Genomic DNA, 20,544 nt, shown 5'->3' with positions numbered 1-20,544 from the left:
AAGACCCCATCGCTGCCGCAACATCGATCAAGATTGCGACAGAACGACAAAGGCAACAAGTGCGCTGCCTGAGGGCGGATAGTTCGAATTCGTTAGATATTTGAACATTTTTCTTATCTGAAGCTTAAAAGGGCCCGTTATTTGATTGAGGCGACGCAATTCCAGCCGCGCTTGGAGCGACGCCGACATGCAGATCATCGTTCTTGCCTCCCAGAAGGGGGGCTCCGGAAAGACCACCCTGTCAGGGCATCTGGCCGTGGAAGCCGAAAAGACCGGCGCCGGCCCTGTGGCGCTGATCGACACCGATCCCCAGGCAAGCCTCTCGCATTGGTGGAACGCGCGCGGCGCATCGGCCCCGGCCTTCGCCCGGATCCCGATCGACGAGCTTGAAGAAGGTCTCGACCACCTGAGGCAGTCGGGCTTCCGCCTCGCCATCATCGACACGCCGCCTGCGATCACGCATTCGATTTCCCGCGTCGTCTCCTTCGCCGACCTCGTCGTCATTCCGGCGCGGCCAAGCCCGCACGACCTTCGCGCCGTGGGAGCGACCATCGACATTGCCGAGGCGCACAGGAAGCCGCTCATCTTCGTGATGAATGCCGCGACGGTTCGTGCACGGATCACGGGCGAGGCCGCCGTCGCGCTTTCGCAGCACGGCACCGTCGCGCCGATCACACTTCACCATCGCGTCGATTATGCCGCGAGCATGGTCGACGGCCGGACCATCGGCGAGGTCGACCCCAAGAGCAAATCGGCGCAGGAAATCTCCGAACTCTGGGCCTATATCGCCAATCGCCTCGTCCGCATGAACGGCGCCATGGACATCGAGCAGAAGGCCCGCGCCGCCGAACTCGGCGTGCGCCCCCTTTCGCCGCTTGGCAACACCGCGCCGGAAGTCGAGATCGAGGAGGAGGAGCCGGTCTTCGCGGCTGCCGACGACGATCGCCATTTTGCCGCCACGCCGCCACCCATGCCGCAGGCGGGCGCCATGGATTCGGTCGCGCCGATCGGCTTCGAGCGCCGCAATGGCGAGGAGCGCCGCAAGAATCCCGAAGGCCGTCCGCCTGCCGGAATGCCGGAGCGACGCGTTGCCGTGTTCGGACGCCGCAATGCCGACCGCGCGCCGCTGCCGGACTTCGCGGAGAAGCGCAGATGAGCCGCAAATTCGCCAGCATCACGGGAAGTCTTCTCATGCGGAAAGGCGAAGCGGGCCCCTCGTCGGGTATGCAGTTGCGCGATCCTCTGCCCCAGCACGCGCTGAGACAGCAGGAGCCGCGACCGCAGGAGAGCCGCTACGAGCGCGGGCCGCAGGCCACGCCGAGCGCGCCCGATGTCGCGCCGCCACGCATCTCGCCCCTGGTTGCGAAGCCGGAGCCCGCGGCGCCGATCATCGCCAAACCGAAATCGCACCCCTCCGCCGACACCGCCGCGCGGCACAGGATCGCGCTGCGCCTTACCGACGATCAGTTCCGCCGCCTCGGCATCGCCGCCGCGCGGACACATATGACGACGCAGGAATTCCTGACCGATGCGCTCGACGCTCACGTCGCAATGCTGGCCGAGACCGAGCTTGCCGGATGCCGCTGCCTCGACGTGGCAGGAAGCTGCACGGGCGAGGCGCAACAGACGCAATGCGGAAAGCCGATGGGCAACAAGGCCGGGGAGTGAGATGGGGCAGACGATGAGAGAACAGGTGAATGGCAGGCAGCCGGACCGCGCGGCATCACGCGCAGCTGGCGTAACCGCGAATGCCGGCGAGCTGCTCGAAGCCGATGAAGTCGGACATGGCGGCTATTACGAGATCGTCATCGAACTGGGCTCACATTCGCGCGATCGCCTGCTTGCGGCATTCGATGCTCTCTGGACCCATACCGATCTCGCGCCCGTCGAGGCGAAAGCGGGCACGCTGCGCCGCCGCGGCAAGGCGCGCCTGCCGGACGGCGCACTGGTTCCTGCGCTCGCCTTCACCGAAACGATGCGCGATCAGCAAGGGCAGACGGACTATCTGATTTTCGCGCTGCCCATGCCCGCGCTTGAAAAGGCCTGCAGCCTCGTCGCCGACATGACCCCTGCGGGCGGCCTCGATCCGCACTGGCGCAGAGACCTCGAAGCCTGGCTCGCGAGCCTTGGGCGTCATGTCGATGAAAGCGTCTCGTTTCAGGCCGCCTATATCGGCTTCCTGCCCTTCCCTATCGGCGACGTGGAAACGGCGGCACATCTCTTCGCGGGCGGCGTTCCCGCCGAGCGCTGCGTGGCCTATCTCTATCGCCGAGACGACGCGCTCGAATTCTTCCCGACGACGCGCTGGTCCTGAAGACGCTCAGCGCGAGCGCAGCATGTCGGCCATGCGGAGAAACGCCTGATCGAGAAGCTTGCGCACGGGTTCCGGCACGTCCGTTTCGACCATCGCGCGGCGCATGCACATGAGCCACTGGTCGCGCTCGCCCTCGCCAATGGCATAGGGCCGATGGGCCGAACGGATGCAGGGCCGGTCGGCGCGCTGGAAATAATCCTGCGGCCCGCCGAGCCAGCCGCTCATGAACTCGAACAGCCGCTTCTTTATCTGCCCGAGATCCTGCGCGTGCATGCCGCGAATGCCCGCCGCCGCATGCTCCTCATCCATGATGTCGTAGAACCGGTCCGCCAGGCGGCTCACTGCCTCTGCGCCGCCAATGAGATCATAGGGCGTCAGCGGCTTCGCCTCGCCGCTCTCCGGCGCATCCGCCGTCTGCATGTCCGCATCGCTCATGAAAGGCCGCCTTCCCTGTGTTGGCGATGAAAGTCCCACTGGCCTGCGCCGGGGGTCAACGCGGCAAAACGCGCAATCCTGGTGCCCGCGCGGCCGCGCCCGGCAAGGCGACGCTGGCAAAATGTGCGGAATCCGGCACTATTCATGGATAGCGGCGCACGGGGAGGTGCTTCGCAAGATGTCGCGCGAGGGAGGGAACGCATGAGCATCGACAATGTCGAGGCCCCGCAAAGGGCCCCGATCGAAATCCGCACCGTAACAGTCAACAATGTGCTGGAGGCGCTGGCCGCCGGGATGCGCGATCTGCGCGCAGGCTTCCGCCACAGTATCACCTTCGGCATCTTCCTCGCCCTGGGCGGATGGACCCTCGCCCTGCTGCTCGTCAAGGCGCACCTGCCCTATCTCGTCTATCCGCTTGCCATGGCCTTCGCGCTGATCGCGCCCTTCATCGCCACAGGACTTTATGAAATCAGCCGCAGGCTGGAGACGGGCGAGGCGGTGACCTGGCCGAATATCGCATCCTCGATCCGAGCCGCCTCGGGCCGCGACATGGGGTGGATGGCGCTCGTCACTTCCTTCACATTCGTCATCTGGATGGATATCGCCGCGCTCCTCACCTTCGGCTTTCTCGGCCTTTCGGCGACGAGCTTCACGGCCTTTGTCTCGATGATCTTCTCGACGCCCGAGGGGTTCGCCTTCCTCATCGTCGGCAACACGGTCGGCGCGGCGATCGCGCTCGCGGTCTTTTCGCTCAGCGTCATTTCCTTCCCGATGCTCTTCGACCGGGATGTCGACTTCGTGACCGCCATGATCACCAGCGTCCGCACCGTGCTCGCCAATCCGCGCGCCATGCTCGTCTGGTTCGCGATCATCGGATTTCTGGTCGCGCTGTCCTTCCTGTCGCTCTTTGTCGGGCTGATCTTCTTCTTCCCGCTGCTCGGACATGCCTCATGGCACATCTATCGCCGCGCGGTGGCGCCTGCGGAGAAGGGATAGCCGACGCCGAATATCGGCACGCGGATATACCGGTGGCCGGAATGGCAAGTTTTGGGAAAAAGGGCTGAAAAGTGGTGCCGCTTAGGTGACTCGAACACCTGACCCCCTCATTACGAATGAGAATGTCCGAGATGAACCGTCCCGACACATGCCGATATAGTCCATATAAATAAGGATTTTCTTTCATTATTAGCCATTGTCCGCCGACACCAAACCGCAGTAGCTTGGTTGCTATGGAATAGCTACAGACCCCAGCAACCAGGTCAAAGCATGGGCGGGAAGCGGAAAATCTCCCTTGAAGTGGTCAAGCGGCTGACGCCCGGTCAGACCATTTGGGACGCCGATGTCATGGGCTTTGCAGTCCGCTGCCAGCGGGAAGCCAAGACCTACTGCCTGAAATATCGCATCGGCGGCAGGCAACGGTGGTACACGATCGGCCGGCACGGCGCGCCCTGGACGCCTGAGAAAGCGCGGACCGAGGCGCTCAGGCTTCTGGGCTTGGTGGCTGCGGGCAAAGACCCCGCCGAAGACAAAGCCGCGGGGCGCGAAGCGCGGACCGTCAAGCAACTAGGCGAGAAATTCCTTGAGGAACACGCCGAGGCCAAGCGAAAGACCCGGACCGCGGACGATTACCGGGACTTGCTCGAGCGGCTGGTATTTCCGGCGATCGGCACCCGGCGCGCCAAGGACATCACCCGAGCGGACGTTCGGAAGCTGCACAACGACTTGCGGGAGACGCCCTATCAAGCCAACAAGGTTTTGGCGGTGCTTTCCAAGATGTTCAACATGGCTGAGGCGTGGGGCGAACGGCCGGACGGCTCCAATCCCTGCCGGCACGTCGAGAAATTCCGCGAAGCACGGCGCGAGCGGATGCTGTCAGCAAAAGAGCTCAGCGCGCTGGGTGCCGCGCTCCACGACTTTGAACGGCGCTGGGCGGAAGCGGAAAGGATCGAATCCGATCTCACAGAAGCCAAGGCGCTGGGCGACAAAGAGCGGATATCTGCACTCAGACTTGAGCTCAAGAACATTGGGCGCACGGTGACGCCCTCGGCGATCGCGGCCGTTCGCCTTCTCGTTTTCACGGGCGCCCGACTTTCGGAAATCCTGACGCTCGAATGGGCCTGGGTGAATACGAAAAAGGGCGAGGCTCGCCTGCCGGATTCGAAGACGGGGGCTAAAAACTTGCAGCTTCCCCCGCCCGCCCTTGCCGTCCTGGAAAGCCTGCCGAGGGTCAAGGGCAACCCCTATGTCATCGTCGGCGCGAAACCCGAGGCGCACCTGGTCAACCTGCAAAAGCCTTGGCGGGAAATTCGCAAGCAGGCGAAGCTACCCGATCTGCGAATCCACGACTTGCGCCACGCCTTCGCATCAGTAGCGGCGTCGTCGGGCATGGCCCTGCCCATCATCGGCAAGATGCTGGGGCATACGCAGCCGGCGACGACGCAGCGATATGCCCATTTGCAGGATGATCCCGTTAAGGCAGCGGCTGCTTCCGTCGCAAATCAGATCTCCGCAGATATGGACGCGAAGCCTGCGGCCGAAATCATCAACCTAGAGGAACAACGGAAATGACGATCGCATTCGAGAAAGAAAATACCCTCGCGGATCTCGCCCATACGATGAAGGCGCTGCACACGATTGGCGAAGACGCCGAGCGTGAAGTCGACGCGCTTGCGGAAACCGCCGGCGCCAGCGGTGCGTTTGAGAATCCGCTGCCCACAATGCGCCATTTCATCGTTGTGGCCGCGGAAGCGGTCAGAAAGCTGCAAGAGATGGAAGCGCGCGGCGCCTGAGGCGCATAGTTACGAATTGGCGCGGCTAGGCTGATCCCCGAAAACCCGGTTCCGCACGGGCTGCCGCGTCAACCATTGGCGGAATGCACTCGCGGAGGGTGTTTAAATGCGCGACCACATCGGCCTCGCCCATGCCTATATGCTCCTAGTCCAACGTGATTGTAGGAGTCCTTTGTCACCCAGCGAGGAATTGGCGGCGCAGAAACGACTAAGAGAGGCGCTCTGTTTGGGGGCGCTTCAAGGATTTGCATTGCGGGATGGCGATTCTCGACCTGTGGCGGTAGGCAACCCCCGCGCTTTCAACGTACCGGCGTCCTTCCTTAGCTCTCTATTCAATACCGGCCGTGTGCCGCGGGTGCGTGGTAAACCGATCCTACTCGACGCCATTGCCCCATATATCGATAGCGAATTCTTCGTCGACAAGGCGGAATTCGAGCAATGGCTGAGTCCGCCCATTCCCACGGAAGAACCGCCGCAATCGGTGGTCGACGCGCCGCTCTCACCTTCAAAAAAAGCGGGAATCAAAAGAAAGACCGGCAAGAAGCCGGTGGTGTTTCCAAGGGTGCGTCAAGCGATGCGGGCAGATGTGGAGAACGGTGTCGACTTAAACTCGATGAAGATCGAGGAAATGAAAAGCAAATACGATGCATCCGGGGACATATGCACTAAGGCGCGCAACACTGTGCTTGCAGAGCTTGCGCCCAAGAACGCCGAAAATAGCGGAAAATAGCGAACACCGAAAAATAGCGGAAAGACGGCGCGCGCCGACAATGTGGCCCATACCGCCGCCCCAAGCGCGGCGCTTCAAGAGGGCAAGCGATGAACCCGCTACTTACCGTCAATGATGCCGCTGAGTTTCTCCGCGTCCATGTCCGCACCCTGGAAAGGTGGCGGCAAACCGGCGAGGGGCCGCGCTACACCCGCATGGGCCGGCGCGTCGGCTATCGCCAATCCGACATCGACTCTTGGCTGGATGCCAACACCCGCACGTCGACCTCAGACACAGGTGCAGTGGCATGAGCGAGGGCAGATCCAAGCGCAACTACGGGCCGCGCTTCCCGGCCACAGTAGGTGGCGGTGAATGGCGCATACCGATGCGCAACCCCGCGTTGGAAGAGATTGCTCGCAAGTTTGATCTTGCTTACGAGCGGCTTCCGACAATTGACCAATATGAGCGGGCCGACTTGCTGGTGCAATATCGCATGCTTGAAGGGAGCAGAATTACCGGAACCTGTTGCCCACCTTACAAGCGAGGCGAGCCAATGCCGCCTGGCGCGGAAATGGACGGAACTTTCTGGTGGCAGGAAAGTCAGAGAGTTCATCAAATCGAGGATTTTGTCGACGCGATGATAAGAAAGCACCGCGGTGAACGCGATGTCTGACGTCGATTTCGGATTTGACGAGAACGAACCAGTAGCCCCTATCTCTAGCCCCAGCCTAAATCCAAGCCAAAGTCGCGCGGGTGAGGCTCACAAAAAACGCGATGGCGAAACGCGCGAGGCGGCCCAGCGCGTGGCCGCTGCGTCGTCTGTTTCGTCCGACACAACACCACCGCGCTCTCGCTACATACGGACTGGACAGCCCGATCGCGACCGACAAGCCGTTGTGGCAATGAGCTCCGATGTCCGCGACGGAGGCCTCGGCGCAGCGGCCCCGATGACCGAACTAGGGAACTCGCTGAGGCTCAATCAGAAGCATGGACGCGACCTGCGCTTTGTTTCCGACGCGGGCAAGGATTGCTGGCTCGTCTGGGACAACGGGCGCTGGATCTGGGATAAGGGCGGCGCCAGAGTTAAGGGGTTTGCTGCCGCTTTGCATAGAGACATCTATGCCGAGTCCAGAAACATTCAGGAATACGCCCAGGTTGAGAGCGTCATCAAGTGGGCGCGCAAGTCCCAGGATAAACGAACCATCGAGAATTCGGCCGCTCTACTCTCACTGGTACCGAGTATCCGCGTCGGCATCGAAGAGATAGACGCAAACCCCCTACTCGTTGGCTTCGATGGTGGGCGGCGCGTCGTCGACCTCAGGACCGGGAAACAACGGCCGGCAGACCACGGCGACCTTGTCACCAAGGCTCTCGGCATCACTCACATCGGGCACGCTGAAAATGCCGTCGCGTGGAGACGATTTTTGGATCAGGTGATAATCGGGGCCGATGGCGCCACAGATCGTGAACTCCAAGATTGGCTGCAGCGCTTTATCGGCTATTGCCTCACGGGTTCCACCGCGGCGCAGATTGTCGCTTTCTTTTACGGCGGTGGCGCCAACGGGAAGTCGGTCCTACTGAGCGTGCTCACGGCATTGTTCGGCGACTATTGCCGCACCGTGCAGCCAGAGACATTTATGGCTCAGCAGCGCAATGCCGGCGGGCCGTCGCCCGATTTGGCGGTCCTGCCGGGCGCGCGCCTGGTCGTTGCCAACGAAACCGAGGGAGGTGCTCATCTTTCTGAATCGCTGATCAAACAGATGAGCGGCGGCGACCGGCTGACTGCGCGTGCTCTTCACTCAGATCCGTTCGAGTTCGTCCCGAATTTCAAGATTGTGATGGTGGGCAACGCCAAGCCGATTATCCGCGGAACCGACAACGGCATTTGGCGGCGTATGCGCATCGTATTCTTTCGCGCAAGGTTTGACGGCCAGAGTCGTGACGATGGATTGACCGGAAAATTGCTTCGTGAGCTTCCCGATATCGCCGCGTGGGCGATTGATGGCGCAATGGCGTGGCAGCAGAAGGGGCTTGCTGACGTTCCAAGACAAGTTAGGGAGGCCACCGACGAATATCGATCGGAAATGGACATCATCGGTCAGTGGGTGAATGAGCAATGTGAGCAAGATGCGGACGCCGTGATTTCCGCTAGCGAAGCCTATGGAAGCTACACAGTGTGGTCGAACAATTCCGGCATGAGGCCTGTTTCAAAGCCCGCCTTCGGTCGCCAGCTAACCGAGCGCGGGACTGCAAAGTTTCGGCGCGGCGCGGGGATTTTCTACCGCGGACTGCGGTTGTTGATGACGGGGCAATAGGGCGCGGCTCTGCGTCGGTGCGGCAACATTGTGAAGCGGGCACCAATGTCCCGTCATCCCCCGTCAGGGCTCAGCGCGCCATTCCGCGCAGTCCTTCCTCGACCTGCTGATAAAACGCTATCTCATCAGCCGAAATTGAACCGTCAGCATCCATCACTTCGCGCAATGCCCGCAGCAATGGGCGCAAATTCCCGCGACCGCCAAGAGTCCTACATGCGCGCGTGAATTCCGCCTCGCCAGGAACCAGGAAACGCCGCGCGTGTTCGTCAATACCGCGCATTTCACGAGCATTTGCCTGAATGCCAGCATCCGACATTTCAACGTCGCAGTATCTCAGGATGGCCTCGACTTCGTCGTCATGCAGAAGGCCGTCGGAGGCCGCGAGCCCCCCAAGCAAGGTCAATCCCGGACTTACTAGGCGCAATAGGGCGCCCTCGCGCTTCTCGCCTTTCAGCGATGCCGTGAATAGCTCATCAAATGTCGAGTTGAAACGTTCCTCGAAATAGGTCTGGGGCCGGTCGAAGACCTCCCCCGTGCGCGCATCGATAATCGCCGTGATGCGATCCATGCGGAAGCAACGAAATGCGTTCCGCTCGTGGCAGCGAGCTCGCATCGTGACCGGTGGGCCGGCGTCGAACCCTAGAACTGTGACGCGTCGACGGCTCGCATCGTGTTTCGCGTCGACATATTCGATCATCATTGTATGGCCGAGCAGGCATTCGTCGAGTAGGCCGACTTTATCGGCCGCACTGAGCGTGTCTTGGTCGTCTGGCGCGTCCACGGCGATCGGTAGAGAGGTTGGGATAACCGGCGCTTGGCGCATTGTGAACTGGCTTAGGATACCCTCGAGCATGACACCCCCAGTCAAAAGCCGACGTCGACGGTTTCGTTTCCATCAACGACAGGCGGGTTTCATTATCTGAACCAAAGCCACAGACCAAATATGATGATGATATAGACGGTGATCTTGAGCCACAGCGGCGCTTCGGGCGCGGCCGCCGCTTGCGTCTTCCGTTTACGCCCAGCACCAACCTTGTGAGTGACGCCGAGGCCAGTGCCAGGCACGCTGGCGGAAACCCGTGTACCAGATGTGCCGGTCGTCACGCGCGCTCCCTTCACCCCAGCCGACATACTCGCCCCGCGCTTGCTCAGGTTCAGGGATATGCCGGGTGCGATTTTAATTCGCCGGTAAAATCGGAAAGCCATATTCCCCCCAGAAACGATTTTATCGCCTCATGGAAAGTGTAGGAGTGTAGAGCGTTGCGAAACAACCTCTTATCCGTACCGGGATAATCAAAGCAGCGGAAATGGGCGGAAATCCTACATTTCTACACTGAGCAAGGTAACCAGATTATCGCCATTAGTGTAGGTAGGTGTAGGATTCTATCTGTTTTCTAGAAAGTCTCGCGTGAAGAGAGACTAGGAGAAAAACCTAAAACTGGCCTCGAATCCTACACTTCATACACTGCACGGTGGGAACGCGGAGACTAGGTGCATACCCCCCGGGGGGGGCCTTAGGTTCTTCCAAGGGGGTCCGGGACAGCGGGTACCGCGCGGCAGCGCGAGGCAATTGCCCACAAATAAATTGTGAATTGGGGTGTTTATAGGCGCCACGGAGAGGCGCGGCCGTAGCATTCTTGCTGGGTTTCGCGTCCGGAGCGCCGTCAATCTTGCCCGTCACGATCCTCATGATCTTGGCGGCGCTACAAATAATATCGGCGGGGCACCGCCTCGGCTTTGGGGGCCTAGATTTGGCAGACGATGCGAGTCATGTCCTTATCCCCGCGCCTATAACCGGAACGAGGAGCATGGGAAGGCTCATCGGCGATAGCTAGCGACCTGATCTCATCAAGTCTCAGGAGCTTCCATCCGGTACGCTCATTATGAACGCTTCCGCCGGAGACTTGCCAGACACGAACGACTAGATGACCAGCCGTAGATGCGCCGCAAGCGTGGGCCTCTACCAGCCTCGAGAAGCCGTCGTAGCGGAGGGTAAGGCACCGTTTGCGCGTGATAGCATCGCAAATTGTCTGTGTCATAGACATTCGATTTCTCCCCGATTGGCGGGCCGTAGCATGGAGCCTCAGATGGCAGAACTCCATGTGCTGCCGCCCATTCAATTTAGTCCAAAATCCATGGGGCTGTCGGACGTTTGGGGCACCCTTTGCTAATAGGAGGGGGCCCTCGGGCATGTACCTACTCAGTCGCACCACTCACCGTGAACCCCGCGCACGTAAGGCTTGGCAAGTCCAGCATCGAGCATCGCTTCCGCTACGTCGTGCCCGTCGACATAGACGTAGGCAAGAGTGCGCCCATAGACATCGTGACCGTGGCGCACAATCCGGACGTTGTTCGAAGTGAGGGCTGCGCTTAGGTAGTCTCGCGCTCTCATGGCCATGATCTGTTCAGTGGTACAATTCGCGCCTTCGCCAATTTCAGGGGCATCCATGCCAATGATCCGCACCCGTTCGGCACCCAGGCGGAACGTATCGCCGTCGTGAACCGATGTTACGTGGATGCGCTCGCCAGTCGGGATGACGCTGTTGCTCCCAATGTGGCTAAGGCTGGGATAGCCAGCCGCCTGCCACATGAGGGCGCCTCCTAGGATCCCAACCAATGCAACCAGCCCCTTCAGAAGCAGTCGCTCGGGCTCAGGCCGCTTCCGATATCTAGTCATCTTCCCCCACGGCGTTGTGAGGCCCGTCTATGGCCTGCATTGCCATGCTCTCCGCAACCGCTAGTCACCGAGGCAATTGTTGTTCTTGTCATTCATCGCGGCCTGCCAGTCTGGACCAAGCAACGTCTTAGCGTCTAACGCGTTAGCGCTCTGTGGATCCGATGCGTGGAACATTTTCACCACAAGGCTCTGGTCGCGCGAACCCGCAAAAATCGGCGTTCCCCCCGAATAGGTCGTGGTTGATTGGCCGTAAGCGGTTGCGGTATTGCCATACCCATATGCAGTAGCGGAGCCATAGGTGTTGGCGACGACAGGCGTTGTTCCAACAACAGCTACGTTGTTTTGCGCCGCGCCGCCGATGACCATGAAACGGTCATAACCGGCCTTAAGCGTTTCGATGGCGGCTTGCTTGATTGCTACTTTCTCAGCGCTGTCCGCGCCGCACGCCGGAGCAGCCCTGGCAGTTATCTGCACAGTGTCGGCCGCCAATGGCATAGTGGACGTGCGTACGCACGCCGATAGAGCAACTGTCAGTGCACAAATTACGATGGTCCGCATAGGTCCTCCTGCCATCTTCTTGCCCACACCGGGACACCGAGAGGGATTAGGTCATGGCATATGAAACATCAGAGCACTGCTTCCTGCCAGAGCCTTAGTATCCCAACCGATTTGCACCGAATATGGACGGCTCCGTTTCGTGGCGCACGTTCCTTGAGGCAATACTGAACGCAGTGTGATCCAGTTGTGCGGCGGTTCGGGTGCACATGGGCACGAAGGTATCAAAACTTTACGGGAGCTGGGGACCGATGGGGGGGGGCGTTAGCCAAGGGCGATACGGCGACGATGGTCACTGAAGCGTTCGCCGTCTTTTCGCTCCGTCCGGTGACCATTCACTTTCCACGGCTTGCAGAGTTTGCATCCGGCGCGGCGGTTCCGAGCGCGCCCACGTTTGTGGTGCATTTCAATCTCCTATGCTTTTGAGCAGCATCTGGCGTCGTATTGCAGCCCGAAGCAGAAAACAGCTACGCCTTAGAGTATGCCTCGCCAAAATTATCATCGGAGATCTACAACGCAAATGGCGCTCCTTGGATGAAGCCTAGCTGCCGTGCGTCGAGAACGGCTTCGGGTTGGGCCGAATGACTGTAAAATCCACTGAGCTTGAAGCGCTCCAGAACGGCCTGAGCGAGCTTGGTGCGGTCCTCTTCCGCCAATCGGACCTTGAGCATTGGGAGCTTCACGCCACGCATGGCGTCCTTAATCGAAAATCGCAGTTCGTCGTCTTCACTCCACGACATTCCTAGTCCCTTCCCGGCCAAATCCTGTAGTCGGGGCACACTGCCCCAGCTTCTCGAGATCCACACCGTCGGCACCGGAGTTTCTGGGCTATCTGCCATAGCTCCTGATTGCCGAACCTGAACGCCAGGCTCCTTGGGTCTAGCCGCTTGGTGTTCCCGCAATGACGGCAAAGCGCCCAAAGCATGAAGTGAGCTTTGACGGCGTCTTGCAGCGTTTGAACAGGAGAGGCGACCCTATTAGCACGGACCATAAGAACAAAATAAGAACATTGTTCGTTGGGAGTCGAGTCCTAGAAACCTAGATTCTAGTGGATAAGCCGGGGTGCGATCTTCATTCGGCGCCAAAATCGGCAAGCCGCCTCTCATTCTCTTCTGGAATGCGGAGTAGCGATGGACGAAGGGGGCAGGAACAGCGAGCGAGCTCTGAGGGGGGGCATAAACGGCGGCGAGAGTAGCTACACGGTAGCTAGGAGGACAACGCGCCCAAGCGCCATAGCCGTAAGATATTGATTTAAATGGTGCCGCTTAGGTGACTCGAACACCTGACCCCCTCATTACGAATGAGGTGCTCTACCAACTGAGCTAAAGCGGCTCCGGCGTCTGGGCCCCCACGGGAACCCGCCGACGGGCCTTGAGATACCCCGGCCCCACCCCTTTTGGCAACAGGCTTGCGGGGTTTTTGTGAGGAGGCGGGTGCGAAAAGCCTATTCGGGGCTGAGCGGCATGACCTCGACCTTGCCATCATGGTGGACGGGGGCCGTTTCGACCGGCTGGGGCGTTACCCCGGCGGCCTCCATCCCGAAGGCGGCTCCCAGGAAACCGGCCACGTCGGCGGCGCTCTTTTCGGGCACCTCCTCCATGGGGATATGGCCGACATTGGGGTAGATCACGACTTTCGAGCCCGGAATGCGCTTGGCGAACTCGCCGGCATATTCAACCGGGATAAGCCCGTCCTTGTCGCCCCAGAGAATGAGGGTCGGCGCCTTGATCGCGCCAAGCTGCTCGGCCACCGCGCCGTCGTCCGGCGGCAGGCGGAAGCGGATGCCCGTCGCCCGGCGGTTGCCGTCATAAAGGGTCAGGTCGTAGTAGCGCGTCACCATCTCGTCCGTGACCTTGGACTGGTCGACAAAAACCTTGTGCAGGCCTTCGGCGACCATCGAGCGCGGCGTCACATAAAGCAGGATCTTGTTGAGGACGGGCATTTGCGCGAGGCGGAAGGCGAGCGGAATCTTGCCGTCCGGCTGGGGTTTGCGCGGAATACCGGCCGCATCGACCAGAACGAGGGCCGCCACCTCATCGGGAAAGGTCTCGGCATATTGGGCCGCGACGCCGCCGCCCATGGAATTGCCGCCGATGGCGTAGCGCTTGAGGTCGAGCTTCTGCGTCACCTCATGGACGAAATTGACCATGCCGGTCCGGCTGTAATCGTCATTGGGCACGGCGCCGGTGAGCCCGTGGCCCGGCATGTCCATGGTGATCACATGATAGGTCGTGCCGAGGTTCTGAACCCATGGCTCCCATGTATGAAGCGAGGCATTGGAGCCGTGGATCAGAACAAGCGCCGGCCCCGCCTTGTTGCCCTGATCGCGCACATGCGCGACCGCGCCATCGGGCAGCGCGATGAACTGCGAGGCCTCATTGGCGTATTTGGGAAGAAGATCTTCCTTGCTCTTGTCGAAGCGGACGACCGAGCCTGCAACGACGATCAACGCCAGCAGGATCAGAACGCCGACACCCTGAATGATGCGCTTCACCACTTTTGTCCTTCATTGGCGCCAGCATCGCCGTCGAACTCGTCGGTGCCGGCCGGGCCTGGATCGTCCGGCAGAGGCGGCGTGAAGGCAAGAGCCTCGTCCTCCTCGACCTGGGGCCGAACATGGTGTTCCACAGGCGGCGCCGGCCTTTCTTCCGTGGCCGGAACGACAGGCGCCGGAACGGGCGCTGCCGCAGGCGGCACGACCACAGGCGCAAGACGCAGGCCGGGCGCGCGCCACGTCAGCGCGTCGAATTCGCCCGTCACCGGGTTGATCGGCGACCAGCGATGCGAGCGGTAGCCCTCGCCCGCCCATGCCGCGTCCTCCGGCGCATGAAGCGCGCGGGCGAGCCATTCGCGGGCGCTGCCGCGATCGCCATGCTCGCCTTCCTCGATCGCCGCCATGAGTTCGCAGATACGCTGCGAAGGCCGCTCGGTGGCGTTGACGCCGACGAAAGGTTCGAGCGCACCACGCGCCGCCAGCCAGTCGCGCGCCGCCACGGCCGCACGCGCCAGCGCGACGCGGCTTTCGATGTGATCGCGATTGTGGCCGACAAGAAGGCGCACGCGCTTGAAGCGGTCGTAAGCGCTTTCGCCCTCGATGAGGTTCATATAGGCGTCGGCAAGATCGGGATGAGGCGCGCGAGCCCAAAGATGTTCGACCAGTTTCGCGCCCTTGCGAACACGGCCCGTCTCGCCGCAAAGCTTTGCGGCAAGCGCCACGGCGGGCACGAAATCGGGCTCAAGCGAGGCAGCGTCGAGTGCAAGCGACAATGCGCGCTCGCGCGGCGCGCGCTTCGCCTCGCCGACCTGTGCGGCCGCCGCCTCTTCCGCCGTCTGCGCCAGCGCCGTCAGCAGCACGGCGCGACGATGCCGCGCAACGTCGCGCGTCAGGAGCTTCGCCGAGAGCATGCGGTCTAGAGTGGCGAGCGAGGCTTCCCAGTCTTCTTCCGATGTCTCGATCTCGAAGACGGCCTGCGCGGCCCATGGCGTTTTCGGACGGAGCGAGAAGGCGCGGCGAGCGAGTTCGAGCGCGCGCGTCTTGTCGCCAGCGCGGCGCGCCTGCACGAAGAGACCGCGAAGGCCGAGGAATTCCGTTTCAGGCGCAGCAAGCATCGCCTGGAAATAGGTCTTTGCCGCGTCTTCCCTGCCTTCAAGCTGTGCAGCCTGCGCGGCAAGAAGAAGCGTCAGCGGCGTCTCGTCGAGAAAACGCTTCGCCCGGCCCGCATAGCGACGCGCTTCCGAGGCATCGCCCGCGGCCACGGCGACCATGCCCCGCGTCAGTGCGAGAAAGCCCCGACGGCGGCGGCTCTGAACGAGATAGGAGGAAAGGCCTGCGGGCGCACGAAGCGCACCCATCGCGAGGCGATAGGCAAAGAGCACGAGAAAGGCGATGACGACGAGAAGGCCGAGCCCGACGACGAAACTGGTGCGCACCTCGTAGCCGCGCCAATGCATGACGAGATCGCCGGGATTGTCGGCGAGCCAGATGGCGAGCGCCGACAGCGCTGCGATGATGAGGAAGGTGTAAAGCGCGCGCAGCATCAGCCCTTGTTCCCACCTGCCGCTGTGGTGAGCCGCGCCGCGACATGCGCGGAAAGATCGCGAACAAGCCTGTCGGTCGCGATACGCGCCTGAGCCCGGTCGAGCCATGGTTTCATGGCTTCCATCGCCGGACCCTTGAGCTTCACCGCTTCATCCGCCGCACCCGCTAGGTCGTCGAGCTTCAGTCGCTCTTCCATCCGCGCAATCACGGCCTCTGTGCTGTCACCCGTCAGCTCGCCGGTCCGACGCACGGTGACGAGCGAACGGGCATTGGCAACGAAGCGGGCCCAGAAGCCATCGCTCGTTGCGCGGCGTTCCGCATCGAAGACCTTTTGCGCAACATCGGGGAATTCTTCCTTGAGCCGCGCCCTCGTCACCGCGCCTTGTGCCGCAACCTGCGCGAGACCGGAAAGCTCCGGCTCGTTCGGAAGGAAGGCGGCGACGGCGTCGAGTTCCGCCTTGAATGAACCGGAGCCTTCGGCGACGCGGGCAAGATTGGCGAGCGCGAGGCCCAGCGCGGCGCGGGCCGCCGCATCCGGATCTTCCTTCTTCGCTTCGAGCGCCGCGAGGCGGGCTTCCATCGCATCCACTTTCGGCGTCAGCTGATCAAGCGCGCCATTGAGAAGGCGCAGCATCGCCTCCACCTTCGCCACCTGATCGGCGATGCCCGCAGGCGGGAGTGACTTGCCGAGTTCGTCGAGCTTCTGCTGGGTTCCCTGCGAAGCCGATTGCGCTTCGGCAAGCGACTGCTTAAGCGCGTCCGTTTCAGCGGCGAGCTTGTCGAGCCGCGCATTGGCGGCGGCGATGCTTTCGGGCGATTGCTGTGCAAGCGTCTGCTCTGCGGCGGCAATGCGCGTATCGAGCTTTTCGGTCGCCGCTGCCAGCGACTGCCCGCTCGCCTCGCTCTTCTGTTCGATTGCATCCAAGCGCGTGCCGAGACCGGCGAGCGCCTGTCCCGACGCATCGCCCATCTGGCCGATGACGACATAGCCCGCGGCGCCCACTGCGACTGCGGCGGCAAGCGCGATGACGATCACCGTGCCAAGCCCGACAGATCGAGCCTGTTTCGCCAAGGGAACCTCAGCCCCGGGTGACGCCGGCTGCGGGTCGGCTTCGGGACGGGCGGCGCCGGTCTTGCTCGAAAGCACCTCCGCCTCGCCATCGATGACGGGCGGCTCCTTGCGCGGACGGGGGCCCGGCTGGGCTTTCTCGGGTCCAAGCACCTCGGCCTCGGGAGAGGCGGGCGTCTCTTTGTTTCCGTTCGCGTCGGTCATGGGCAGATGCGGCCTCTTCGAAGAGTCGGACCCCTACTATAGAGGGGATCATGGCACCGGAAAGGCAGGATTGGCGGATTTCCGCCTTTTCAGGTCCCGCACCGCCCATTGTCGCTAAATGACGCGGGCGCTCACACGGATCACGCAAGACATTCGAGCAGAGAAGTCTGGCTCGGCTCGGCAGCGACCGTCACCGCCCGGAAGGGAAGCCCGGCCAGCGCATCCGCCACGGCGGCCGAGAGACAATAGGCCGTCAGCGTGACGAGTTCTTGTTCGAGCCCCGCCCTCCGAACCAGATCAGCAAATTGGCGGGCAGTGCGCGGCGAATAGAAAAGCGCGCCGTCGACCCGGCCCGCGCGGAGCGCCGCCGCTGCCGCCTGCGGAAGTTCATCCGCCGCGACGGCCTCGTAGAGAACCGCGCGTTCGACGCTGAAGCCCCTGGCTTCGAGCATGCCCTTGAGATCGCCCGCGGTGACCGCGCCTGCCACATGAAGGATCGGACCGCCGCCGGGTGAAAGACGGCCGAGCACGAGCCCCGCCAGCGCATGCACATCGCCGCCAGCCGTCGTGACATTCGTAAAGCCCGCGACACGGGCCGCCGCGGCGCTCGCCTCGCCGACCGCAAGCACCGGCACCTGAGCGAGCCTGGCCATCTCGCGGCGCATGGCGATGGCCCGCGCGCCATTGGCGCTGGTGATGAGGATGGCCTGCCAGACCATGTCCGGAATGATGGCATTCTCCGCGAGCCGGATCGTCAGCAGCGGCGCGGAAATGGCCTCATGGCCGAGCCCCGCCAGCGCCTCGACAAGCGGGCCTGCATCCTCGTCGGGCCGCGTGACGAGAAGGCGCATGGGCGTTCAGATCGCGTCGAAGAAATGTGGACCCGCGCGCCCCTTCAGCTCCTCGCCCGCATCGGCGCCCAGCGCCAGAGCATCCGAGGCAAGGCCTTCGCGCGACGTCTCGATCACTTCCGAACCGTCCGGCGCGAGGATCATGGCGCGCATCGCAAGCTTCTTGCCCTCGATAATGGCGAGCGCCGCGATGGGCGTGCGGCAGGAACCGTCGAGCACGGCAAGCGTCGCGCGCTCGGCGGCGACGCGAAGTCCCGATTCCACATGATGGAGCTGCTGCAGCAGTTCCGCGACTTCCGCATCATTGATGCGGCGTTCGACGCCGACCGCGCCCTGCGCAACGGCGGGAAGGATTTCATCGGTCGAGAGCGGCGCCGTCACCTTGTCGAGAAGGCCCATGCGGGTGAGGCCAGCCATGGCGAGCAGGGTCGCGTCGGCCACGCCATCGGCGAGCTTCTGGAGCCGCGTATCGACATTGCCGCGAAAGGGAACGACGGTCACATCTGGCCTGCGCGCCTTCACCTGCGCGCCGCGCCGAAGCGACGAGGTGCCGACGATAGCGCCCTGGGGCAGCGTCGCGATGGAGGTGGCCTTGGGCGACAGGAAGGCGTCACGCGGATCGACGCGTTCGAGAATGCAGTCGATGATGAGCCCGTCCGGCAGAACGGTCGGCATGTCCTTCATCGAATGGACCGCGAGGTCGATGCCGCCATCGAGCAGCGCGTCCTCGATTTCCTTGGTGAAGAGCCCCTTGCCGCCCAGTTCCGACAGATTGCGGTCCTGCACACGGTCGCCGGTCGTCTTGATGACGACGATCTCGGCCGCCTCCTCGGCGGGAAGGCCGAGCGCGAGGCCGATCCGCCTTGCGACGTCATTTGCCTGAATGAGCGCGAGCTTGGAGCCGCGCGTGCCGATACGGAGCCGACGTTGCATGAGCCTTCTTCCGGGTGTTATGCCAAGCCCGACAAGGGCCTGCCGCTCTTATAGACGATCGAAGCGGCATGGAAGACCCCTTTCCACCGGAAGAGCGACGGACAACATGACGCGCAAGGGCGTGCTCACCATTCTCGGGCTTGAGACGAGCTGCGACGAGACGGCGGCGGCCGTCGTGCGCCGTCATACCGGGGAAAGTGGCGCGGATTCTGGCGGATTCCGGGGCGAAATCCTCTCCAATGCCGTCTTTTCCCAGATCAAGGAACACGCGCCCTATGGCGGCGTGGTGCCGGAAATCGCCGCCCGCGCCCATATCGAGCATCTGGACGGGCTGATTACGAGGGCTTTGGAAGACGCGAAAGTAGGCTGGGAAGACCTCGACGCCATAGCGGCGACGGCCGGTCCCGGTCTCATCGGCGGCGTCATTGTCGGGCTGATGACGGCAAAGGGCATCGCGCTCGCCTGTGGCCTGCCGCTCGTCGCGGTCAACCACCTCGAAGGCCACGCGCTGACGGCCCGGCTCACCGACGGGATCGCCTTCCCCTATCTGCTGCTTCTTGTTTCGGGTGGCCATAGCCAGCTTCTCGTGGTCGAGGGCGTGGGGCGCTATCGCCGCCTCGGCACCACCATCGACGACGCCGTGGGTGAAGCCTTCGACAAGGTGGCGAAGATGATGCATCTCGGCTTTCCGGGCGGACCGGCGGTCGAACGCGCGGCGAAGGCAGGCGACGCAAGCCGCTTTCACCTGCCCCGCCCGCTCATGGGCAAGCCCGGCTGCGACTTCTCTTTCTCCGGCCTAAAGACCGCCGTGCGCCAGGTCATCGAGGCGCAGGAGGAAATGACCGACCGGCTGCGCGCCGACATTGCGGCGAGCTTTCAGGCGACCGTCGCGGATGTGCTCGCCGACCGCGTATCGCACGCAATGGCCATGGCGAAGCTTCCCGAAGGATCGCGCCGCTTCGTGGTCGCGGGCGGCGTCGCCTCGAACCAGACTTTGCGCGCGCGGCTCGAAACGACGGCAACGGAGCGTGGCTACGAGTTCATCGTCCCGCCCGCGAAACTCTGCACGGACAATGGCGCGATGATCGCCTGGGCAGGCGCCGAACGTTTTGCAATGGGACTTGAGGACGGGCTCGAAATCAGCCCTCTGGCGCGCTGGCCGCTCGACCCCACGGCGCAGGCAAAGCCCGGCGCCGGCGTCAAGGCCTGACAACGACCTGAAAGGCTAGAGCCGGGGCCGCCAGGCTTCGGCGAATTGCGCCGCCTGATCCTCCGAGCGGAAGCAGAAGCGCACCACCTCGCGGCGATTGCGGGGCCGCCAGTCCTCGCGCCGGAAGACGCTCGAACACCACATCATCATCGGCTCGATATCGATGGCGCCGGCACGACGCTCGCAGACCGGCACGTCGATCGAGAAGGGATGGCTCTTGTGGTCGGTCATGTTCATGGGGCGATGCCACGCTGACGTGAATGCTCACCCGAAGCTGACCACATCATGGTTAAGAAGTTCCTGCGCCAGCGATCGCCCAACGCCGCGCTGCTGATAAAAAAAGCCCCAGCGTGAGGAGACGCTGGGGCAAGAGACCCGAGTTAGCAGGCCTTGAGTATGCCGGGCTCCGGGGAGGGAGGATTAGAGCCCGGCGGGAGAATAGAA

General features: G+C 62.5%; 23 protein-coding genes and 1 tRNA gene. 11 read left to right on the top strand and 13 right to left on the bottom strand.

The features are described from left to right. The first annotated feature begins 187 nt into the window (after positions 1-187). Genes ABFC66_RS02885 through ABFC66_RS02875 form a run of 3 tightly spaced genes read left to right on the top strand, consistent with a single transcriptional unit; the run spans position 188 to position 2,314 of the window. Positions 188-1,156: a ParA family protein gene (locus ABFC66_RS02885; protein WP_346739444.1), complete on the top strand. Its 969-nt coding sequence runs from the start codon at positions 188-190 to the stop codon at positions 1,154-1,156. Beyond that, positions 1,153-1,668, top strand: coding sequence for a hypothetical protein (locus tag ABFC66_RS02880; RefSeq protein ID WP_346739443.1), 516 nt, complete (start codon positions 1,153-1,155; stop codon positions 1,666-1,668). The genes ABFC66_RS02885 and ABFC66_RS02880 overlap by 4 nt, the downstream gene beginning before the upstream one ends. A 1-nt stretch (position 1,669) precedes the next feature. Further along, positions 1,670-2,314 (top strand): hypothetical protein, encoded by a 645-nt coding sequence (locus ABFC66_RS02875; protein ID WP_346739442.1) that lies wholly within the window; start codon positions 1,670-1,672, stop codon positions 2,312-2,314. A gap of 6 nt (positions 2,315-2,320) precedes the next feature. Here the strand turns inward: ABFC66_RS02875 and ABFC66_RS02870 are convergent, their stop codons facing one another. Continuing rightward, positions 2,321-2,749 (bottom strand): group II truncated hemoglobin, encoded by a 429-nt coding sequence (locus tag ABFC66_RS02870; protein WP_346739441.1) that lies wholly within the window; start codon positions 2,747-2,749, stop codon positions 2,321-2,323. 201 nt (positions 2,750-2,950) lie between these two features. Here ABFC66_RS02870 and ABFC66_RS02865 point away from each other — a divergent pair, with 201 nt between their 5' ends. The 7 genes from ABFC66_RS02865 (at position 2,951) to ABFC66_RS02835 (ending at position 8,562) form a co-directional block, all read left to right on the top strand. After that, positions 2,951-3,745: a DUF2189 domain-containing protein gene (locus tag ABFC66_RS02865; protein WP_346739440.1), complete on the top strand. Its 795-nt coding sequence runs from the start codon at positions 2,951-2,953 to the stop codon at positions 3,743-3,745. 270 nt (positions 3,746-4,015) lie between these two features. Continuing rightward, positions 4,016-5,317, top strand: a complete 1,302-nt coding sequence (locus ABFC66_RS02860) for a tyrosine-type recombinase/integrase (RefSeq protein ID WP_346739439.1) — start codon at positions 4,016-4,018, stop codon at positions 5,315-5,317. After that, entirely contained in the window at positions 5,314-5,538 is a 225-nt protein-coding gene (locus tag ABFC66_RS02855; RefSeq protein ID WP_346739438.1) for a hypothetical protein, read from the top strand. Before ABFC66_RS02860 ends, ABFC66_RS02855 begins: the two co-directional genes overlap by 4 nt. Positions 5,539-5,644: 106 nt before the next feature. Next, entirely contained in the window at positions 5,645-6,268 is a 624-nt protein-coding gene (locus tag ABFC66_RS02850; RefSeq protein WP_346739437.1) for a hypothetical protein, read from the top strand. 89 nt (positions 6,269-6,357) lie between these two features. Beyond that, on the top strand, positions 6,358-6,558 hold the full coding sequence (locus ABFC66_RS02845) for a helix-turn-helix domain-containing protein (protein WP_346739436.1): 201 nt from the start codon (positions 6,358-6,360) through the stop codon (positions 6,556-6,558). Next, positions 6,555-6,920, top strand: coding sequence for a hypothetical protein (locus tag ABFC66_RS02840; protein ID WP_346739435.1), 366 nt, complete (start codon positions 6,555-6,557; stop codon positions 6,918-6,920). Before ABFC66_RS02845 ends, ABFC66_RS02840 begins: the two co-directional genes overlap by 4 nt. Continuing rightward, entirely contained in the window at positions 6,913-8,562 is a 1,650-nt protein-coding gene (locus ABFC66_RS02835; protein ID WP_346739434.1) for a phage/plasmid primase, P4 family, read from the top strand. The genes ABFC66_RS02840 and ABFC66_RS02835 overlap by 8 nt, the downstream gene beginning before the upstream one ends. A 70-nt stretch (positions 8,563-8,632) precedes the next feature. Here the strand turns inward: ABFC66_RS02835 and ABFC66_RS02830 are convergent, their stop codons facing one another. From ABFC66_RS02830 to hemC, 11 genes are all read right to left on the bottom strand, one after another. Beyond that, positions 8,633-9,415, bottom strand: coding sequence for a hypothetical protein (locus tag ABFC66_RS02830; protein WP_346739433.1), 783 nt, complete (start codon positions 9,413-9,415; stop codon positions 8,633-8,635). 62 nt (positions 9,416-9,477) lie between these two features. Continuing rightward, positions 9,478-9,768 carry a DUF4236 domain-containing protein gene (locus ABFC66_RS02825; protein ID WP_346739432.1) on the bottom strand — a complete coding sequence of 97 codons (291 nt, stop codon included), beginning with the start codon at positions 9,766-9,768 and terminating at the stop codon, positions 9,478-9,480. Positions 9,769-10,762: 994 nt separating this feature from the next. Continuing rightward, complete coding sequence (locus ABFC66_RS02820) at positions 10,763-11,152, bottom strand: thermonuclease family protein (protein WP_346739431.1); 390 nt, start codon at positions 11,150-11,152, stop codon at positions 10,763-10,765. Positions 11,153-11,299: 147 nt separating this feature from the next. Beyond that, entirely contained in the window at positions 11,300-11,797 is a 498-nt protein-coding gene (locus ABFC66_RS02815) for a hypothetical protein (RefSeq protein WP_346739430.1), read from the bottom strand. 506 nt (positions 11,798-12,303) lie between these two features. After that, a complete protein-coding gene (locus tag ABFC66_RS02810; RefSeq protein WP_346739429.1) occupies positions 12,304-12,534 on the bottom strand; it encodes a hypothetical protein in 231 nt (76 codons plus the stop codon). A 516-nt stretch (positions 12,535-13,050) separates the two neighbouring features. Then, a tRNA-Thr gene (locus ABFC66_RS02805) sits at positions 13,051-13,126 on the bottom strand. 112 nt (positions 13,127-13,238) lie between these two features. Continuing rightward, positions 13,239-14,288 (bottom strand): alpha/beta hydrolase, encoded by a 1,050-nt coding sequence (locus ABFC66_RS02800; RefSeq protein WP_346739428.1) that lies wholly within the window; start codon positions 14,286-14,288, stop codon positions 13,239-13,241. After that, complete coding sequence (locus tag ABFC66_RS02795; RefSeq protein WP_346739427.1) at positions 14,285-15,832, bottom strand: heme biosynthesis HemY N-terminal domain-containing protein; 1,548 nt, start codon at positions 15,830-15,832, stop codon at positions 14,285-14,287. The genes ABFC66_RS02800 and ABFC66_RS02795 overlap by 4 nt, the downstream gene beginning before the upstream one ends. Then, a complete protein-coding gene (locus ABFC66_RS02790) occupies positions 15,832-17,106 on the bottom strand; it encodes a hypothetical protein (RefSeq protein ID WP_346739426.1) in 1,275 nt (424 codons plus the stop codon). Before ABFC66_RS02790 ends, ABFC66_RS02795 begins: the two co-directional genes overlap by 1 nt. Before the next feature lie 140 nt (positions 17,107-17,246). Next, positions 17,247-17,957 carry a uroporphyrinogen-III synthase gene (locus ABFC66_RS02785; protein WP_346739425.1) on the bottom strand — a complete coding sequence of 237 codons (711 nt, stop codon included), beginning with the start codon at positions 17,955-17,957 and terminating at the stop codon, positions 17,247-17,249. 6 nt (positions 17,958-17,963) lie between these two features. Then, the gene (gene hemC / locus ABFC66_RS02780) at positions 17,964-18,890 is read right to left on the bottom strand and encodes a hydroxymethylbilane synthase (RefSeq protein WP_346739424.1); all 927 of its coding nucleotides are present in this window, start codon (positions 18,888-18,890) and stop codon (positions 17,964-17,966) included. A 106-nt stretch (positions 18,891-18,996) separates the two neighbouring features. On the opposite strand from hemC, the gene tsaD reads away from it, so the two are divergent. Beyond that, on the top strand, positions 18,997-20,100 hold the full coding sequence (gene tsaD, locus ABFC66_RS02775; RefSeq protein WP_346739423.1) for a tRNA (adenosine(37)-N6)-threonylcarbamoyltransferase complex transferase subunit TsaD: 1,104 nt from the start codon (positions 18,997-18,999) through the stop codon (positions 20,098-20,100). Positions 20,101-20,115: 15 nt separating this feature from the next. Here tsaD and ABFC66_RS02770 read toward each other — a convergent pair whose 3' ends face one another. Further along, entirely contained in the window at positions 20,116-20,337 is a 222-nt protein-coding gene (locus tag ABFC66_RS02770; protein ID WP_346739422.1) for a hypothetical protein, read from the bottom strand. Between the last annotated feature and the right edge of the window lie 207 nt (positions 20,338-20,544).

Source organism: Parvibaculum sp., from assembly GCF_039680535.1.
In the GTDB taxonomy this organism is placed as follows: domain Bacteria; phylum Pseudomonadota; class Alphaproteobacteria; order Parvibaculales; family Parvibaculaceae; genus Parvibaculum.
Note: the sequence above shows the minus strand (reverse complement) of the source record. Positions and strands in the feature narration are given on the sequence as shown.

What these genes read in the sequence shown, in the direction of transcription:
- ABFC66_RS02795 (WP_346739427.1), bottom strand. Translation starts at nt 15,832, where the DNA reads ATGCTGCGCGCGCTTTACACCTTCCTCATCATCGCAGCGCTGTCGGCG.
- ABFC66_RS02850 (WP_346739437.1), top strand. Translation starts at nt 5,645, where the DNA reads ATGCGCGACCACATCGGCCTCGCCCATGCCTATATGCTCCTAGTCCAA.
- ABFC66_RS02885 (WP_346739444.1), top strand. Translation starts at nt 188, where the DNA reads ATGCAGATCATCGTTCTTGCCTCCCAGAAGGGGGGCTCCGGAAAGACC.
- ABFC66_RS02875 (WP_346739442.1), top strand. Translation starts at nt 1,670, where the DNA reads ATGGGGCAGACGATGAGAGAACAGGTGAATGGCAGGCAGCCGGACCGC.
- ABFC66_RS02820 (WP_346739431.1), bottom strand. Translation starts at nt 11,152, where the DNA reads ATGTGGCAGGCGGCTGGCTATCCCAGCCTTAGCCACATTGGGAGCAAC.
- ABFC66_RS02840 (WP_346739435.1), top strand. Translation starts at nt 6,555, where the DNA reads ATGAGCGAGGGCAGATCCAAGCGCAACTACGGGCCGCGCTTCCCGGCC.
- ABFC66_RS02865 (WP_346739440.1), top strand. Translation starts at nt 2,951, where the DNA reads ATGAGCATCGACAATGTCGAGGCCCCGCAAAGGGCCCCGATCGAAATC.
- ABFC66_RS02835 (WP_346739434.1), top strand. Translation starts at nt 6,913, where the DNA reads ATGTCTGACGTCGATTTCGGATTTGACGAGAACGAACCAGTAGCCCCT.
- ABFC66_RS02870 (WP_346739441.1), bottom strand. Translation starts at nt 2,749, where the DNA reads ATGAGCGATGCGGACATGCAGACGGCGGATGCGCCGGAGAGCGGCGAG.
- ABFC66_RS02880 (WP_346739443.1), top strand. Translation starts at nt 1,153, where the DNA reads ATGAGCCGCAAATTCGCCAGCATCACGGGAAGTCTTCTCATGCGGAAA.
- ABFC66_RS02860 (WP_346739439.1), top strand. Translation starts at nt 4,016, where the DNA reads ATGGGCGGGAAGCGGAAAATCTCCCTTGAAGTGGTCAAGCGGCTGACG.
- ABFC66_RS02815 (WP_346739430.1), bottom strand. Translation starts at nt 11,797, where the DNA reads ATGCGGACCATCGTAATTTGTGCACTGACAGTTGCTCTATCGGCGTGC.
- hemC (WP_346739424.1), bottom strand. Translation starts at nt 18,890, where the DNA reads ATGCAACGTCGGCTCCGTATCGGCACGCGCGGCTCCAAGCTCGCGCTC.
- tsaD (WP_346739423.1), top strand. Translation starts at nt 18,997, where the DNA reads ATGACGCGCAAGGGCGTGCTCACCATTCTCGGGCTTGAGACGAGCTGC.
- ABFC66_RS02855 (WP_346739438.1), top strand. Translation starts at nt 5,314, where the DNA reads ATGACGATCGCATTCGAGAAAGAAAATACCCTCGCGGATCTCGCCCAT.
- ABFC66_RS02845 (WP_346739436.1), top strand. Translation starts at nt 6,358, where the DNA reads ATGAACCCGCTACTTACCGTCAATGATGCCGCTGAGTTTCTCCGCGTC.
- ABFC66_RS02770 (WP_346739422.1), bottom strand. Translation starts at nt 20,337, where the DNA reads ATGAACATGACCGACCACAAGAGCCATCCCTTCTCGATCGACGTGCCG.
- ABFC66_RS02790 (WP_346739426.1), bottom strand. Translation starts at nt 17,106, where the DNA reads ATGACCGACGCGAACGGAAACAAAGAGACGCCCGCCTCTCCCGAGGCC.
- ABFC66_RS02785 (WP_346739425.1), bottom strand. Translation starts at nt 17,957, where the DNA reads ATGCGCCTTCTCGTCACGCGGCCCGACGAGGATGCAGGCCCGCTTGTC.
- ABFC66_RS02825 (WP_346739432.1), bottom strand. Translation starts at nt 9,768, where the DNA reads ATGGCTTTCCGATTTTACCGGCGAATTAAAATCGCACCCGGCATATCC.
- ABFC66_RS02810 (WP_346739429.1), bottom strand. Translation starts at nt 12,534, where the DNA reads ATGTCGTGGAGTGAAGACGACGAACTGCGATTTTCGATTAAGGACGCC.
- ABFC66_RS02830 (WP_346739433.1), bottom strand. Translation starts at nt 9,415, where the DNA reads ATGCTCGAGGGTATCCTAAGCCAGTTCACAATGCGCCAAGCGCCGGTT.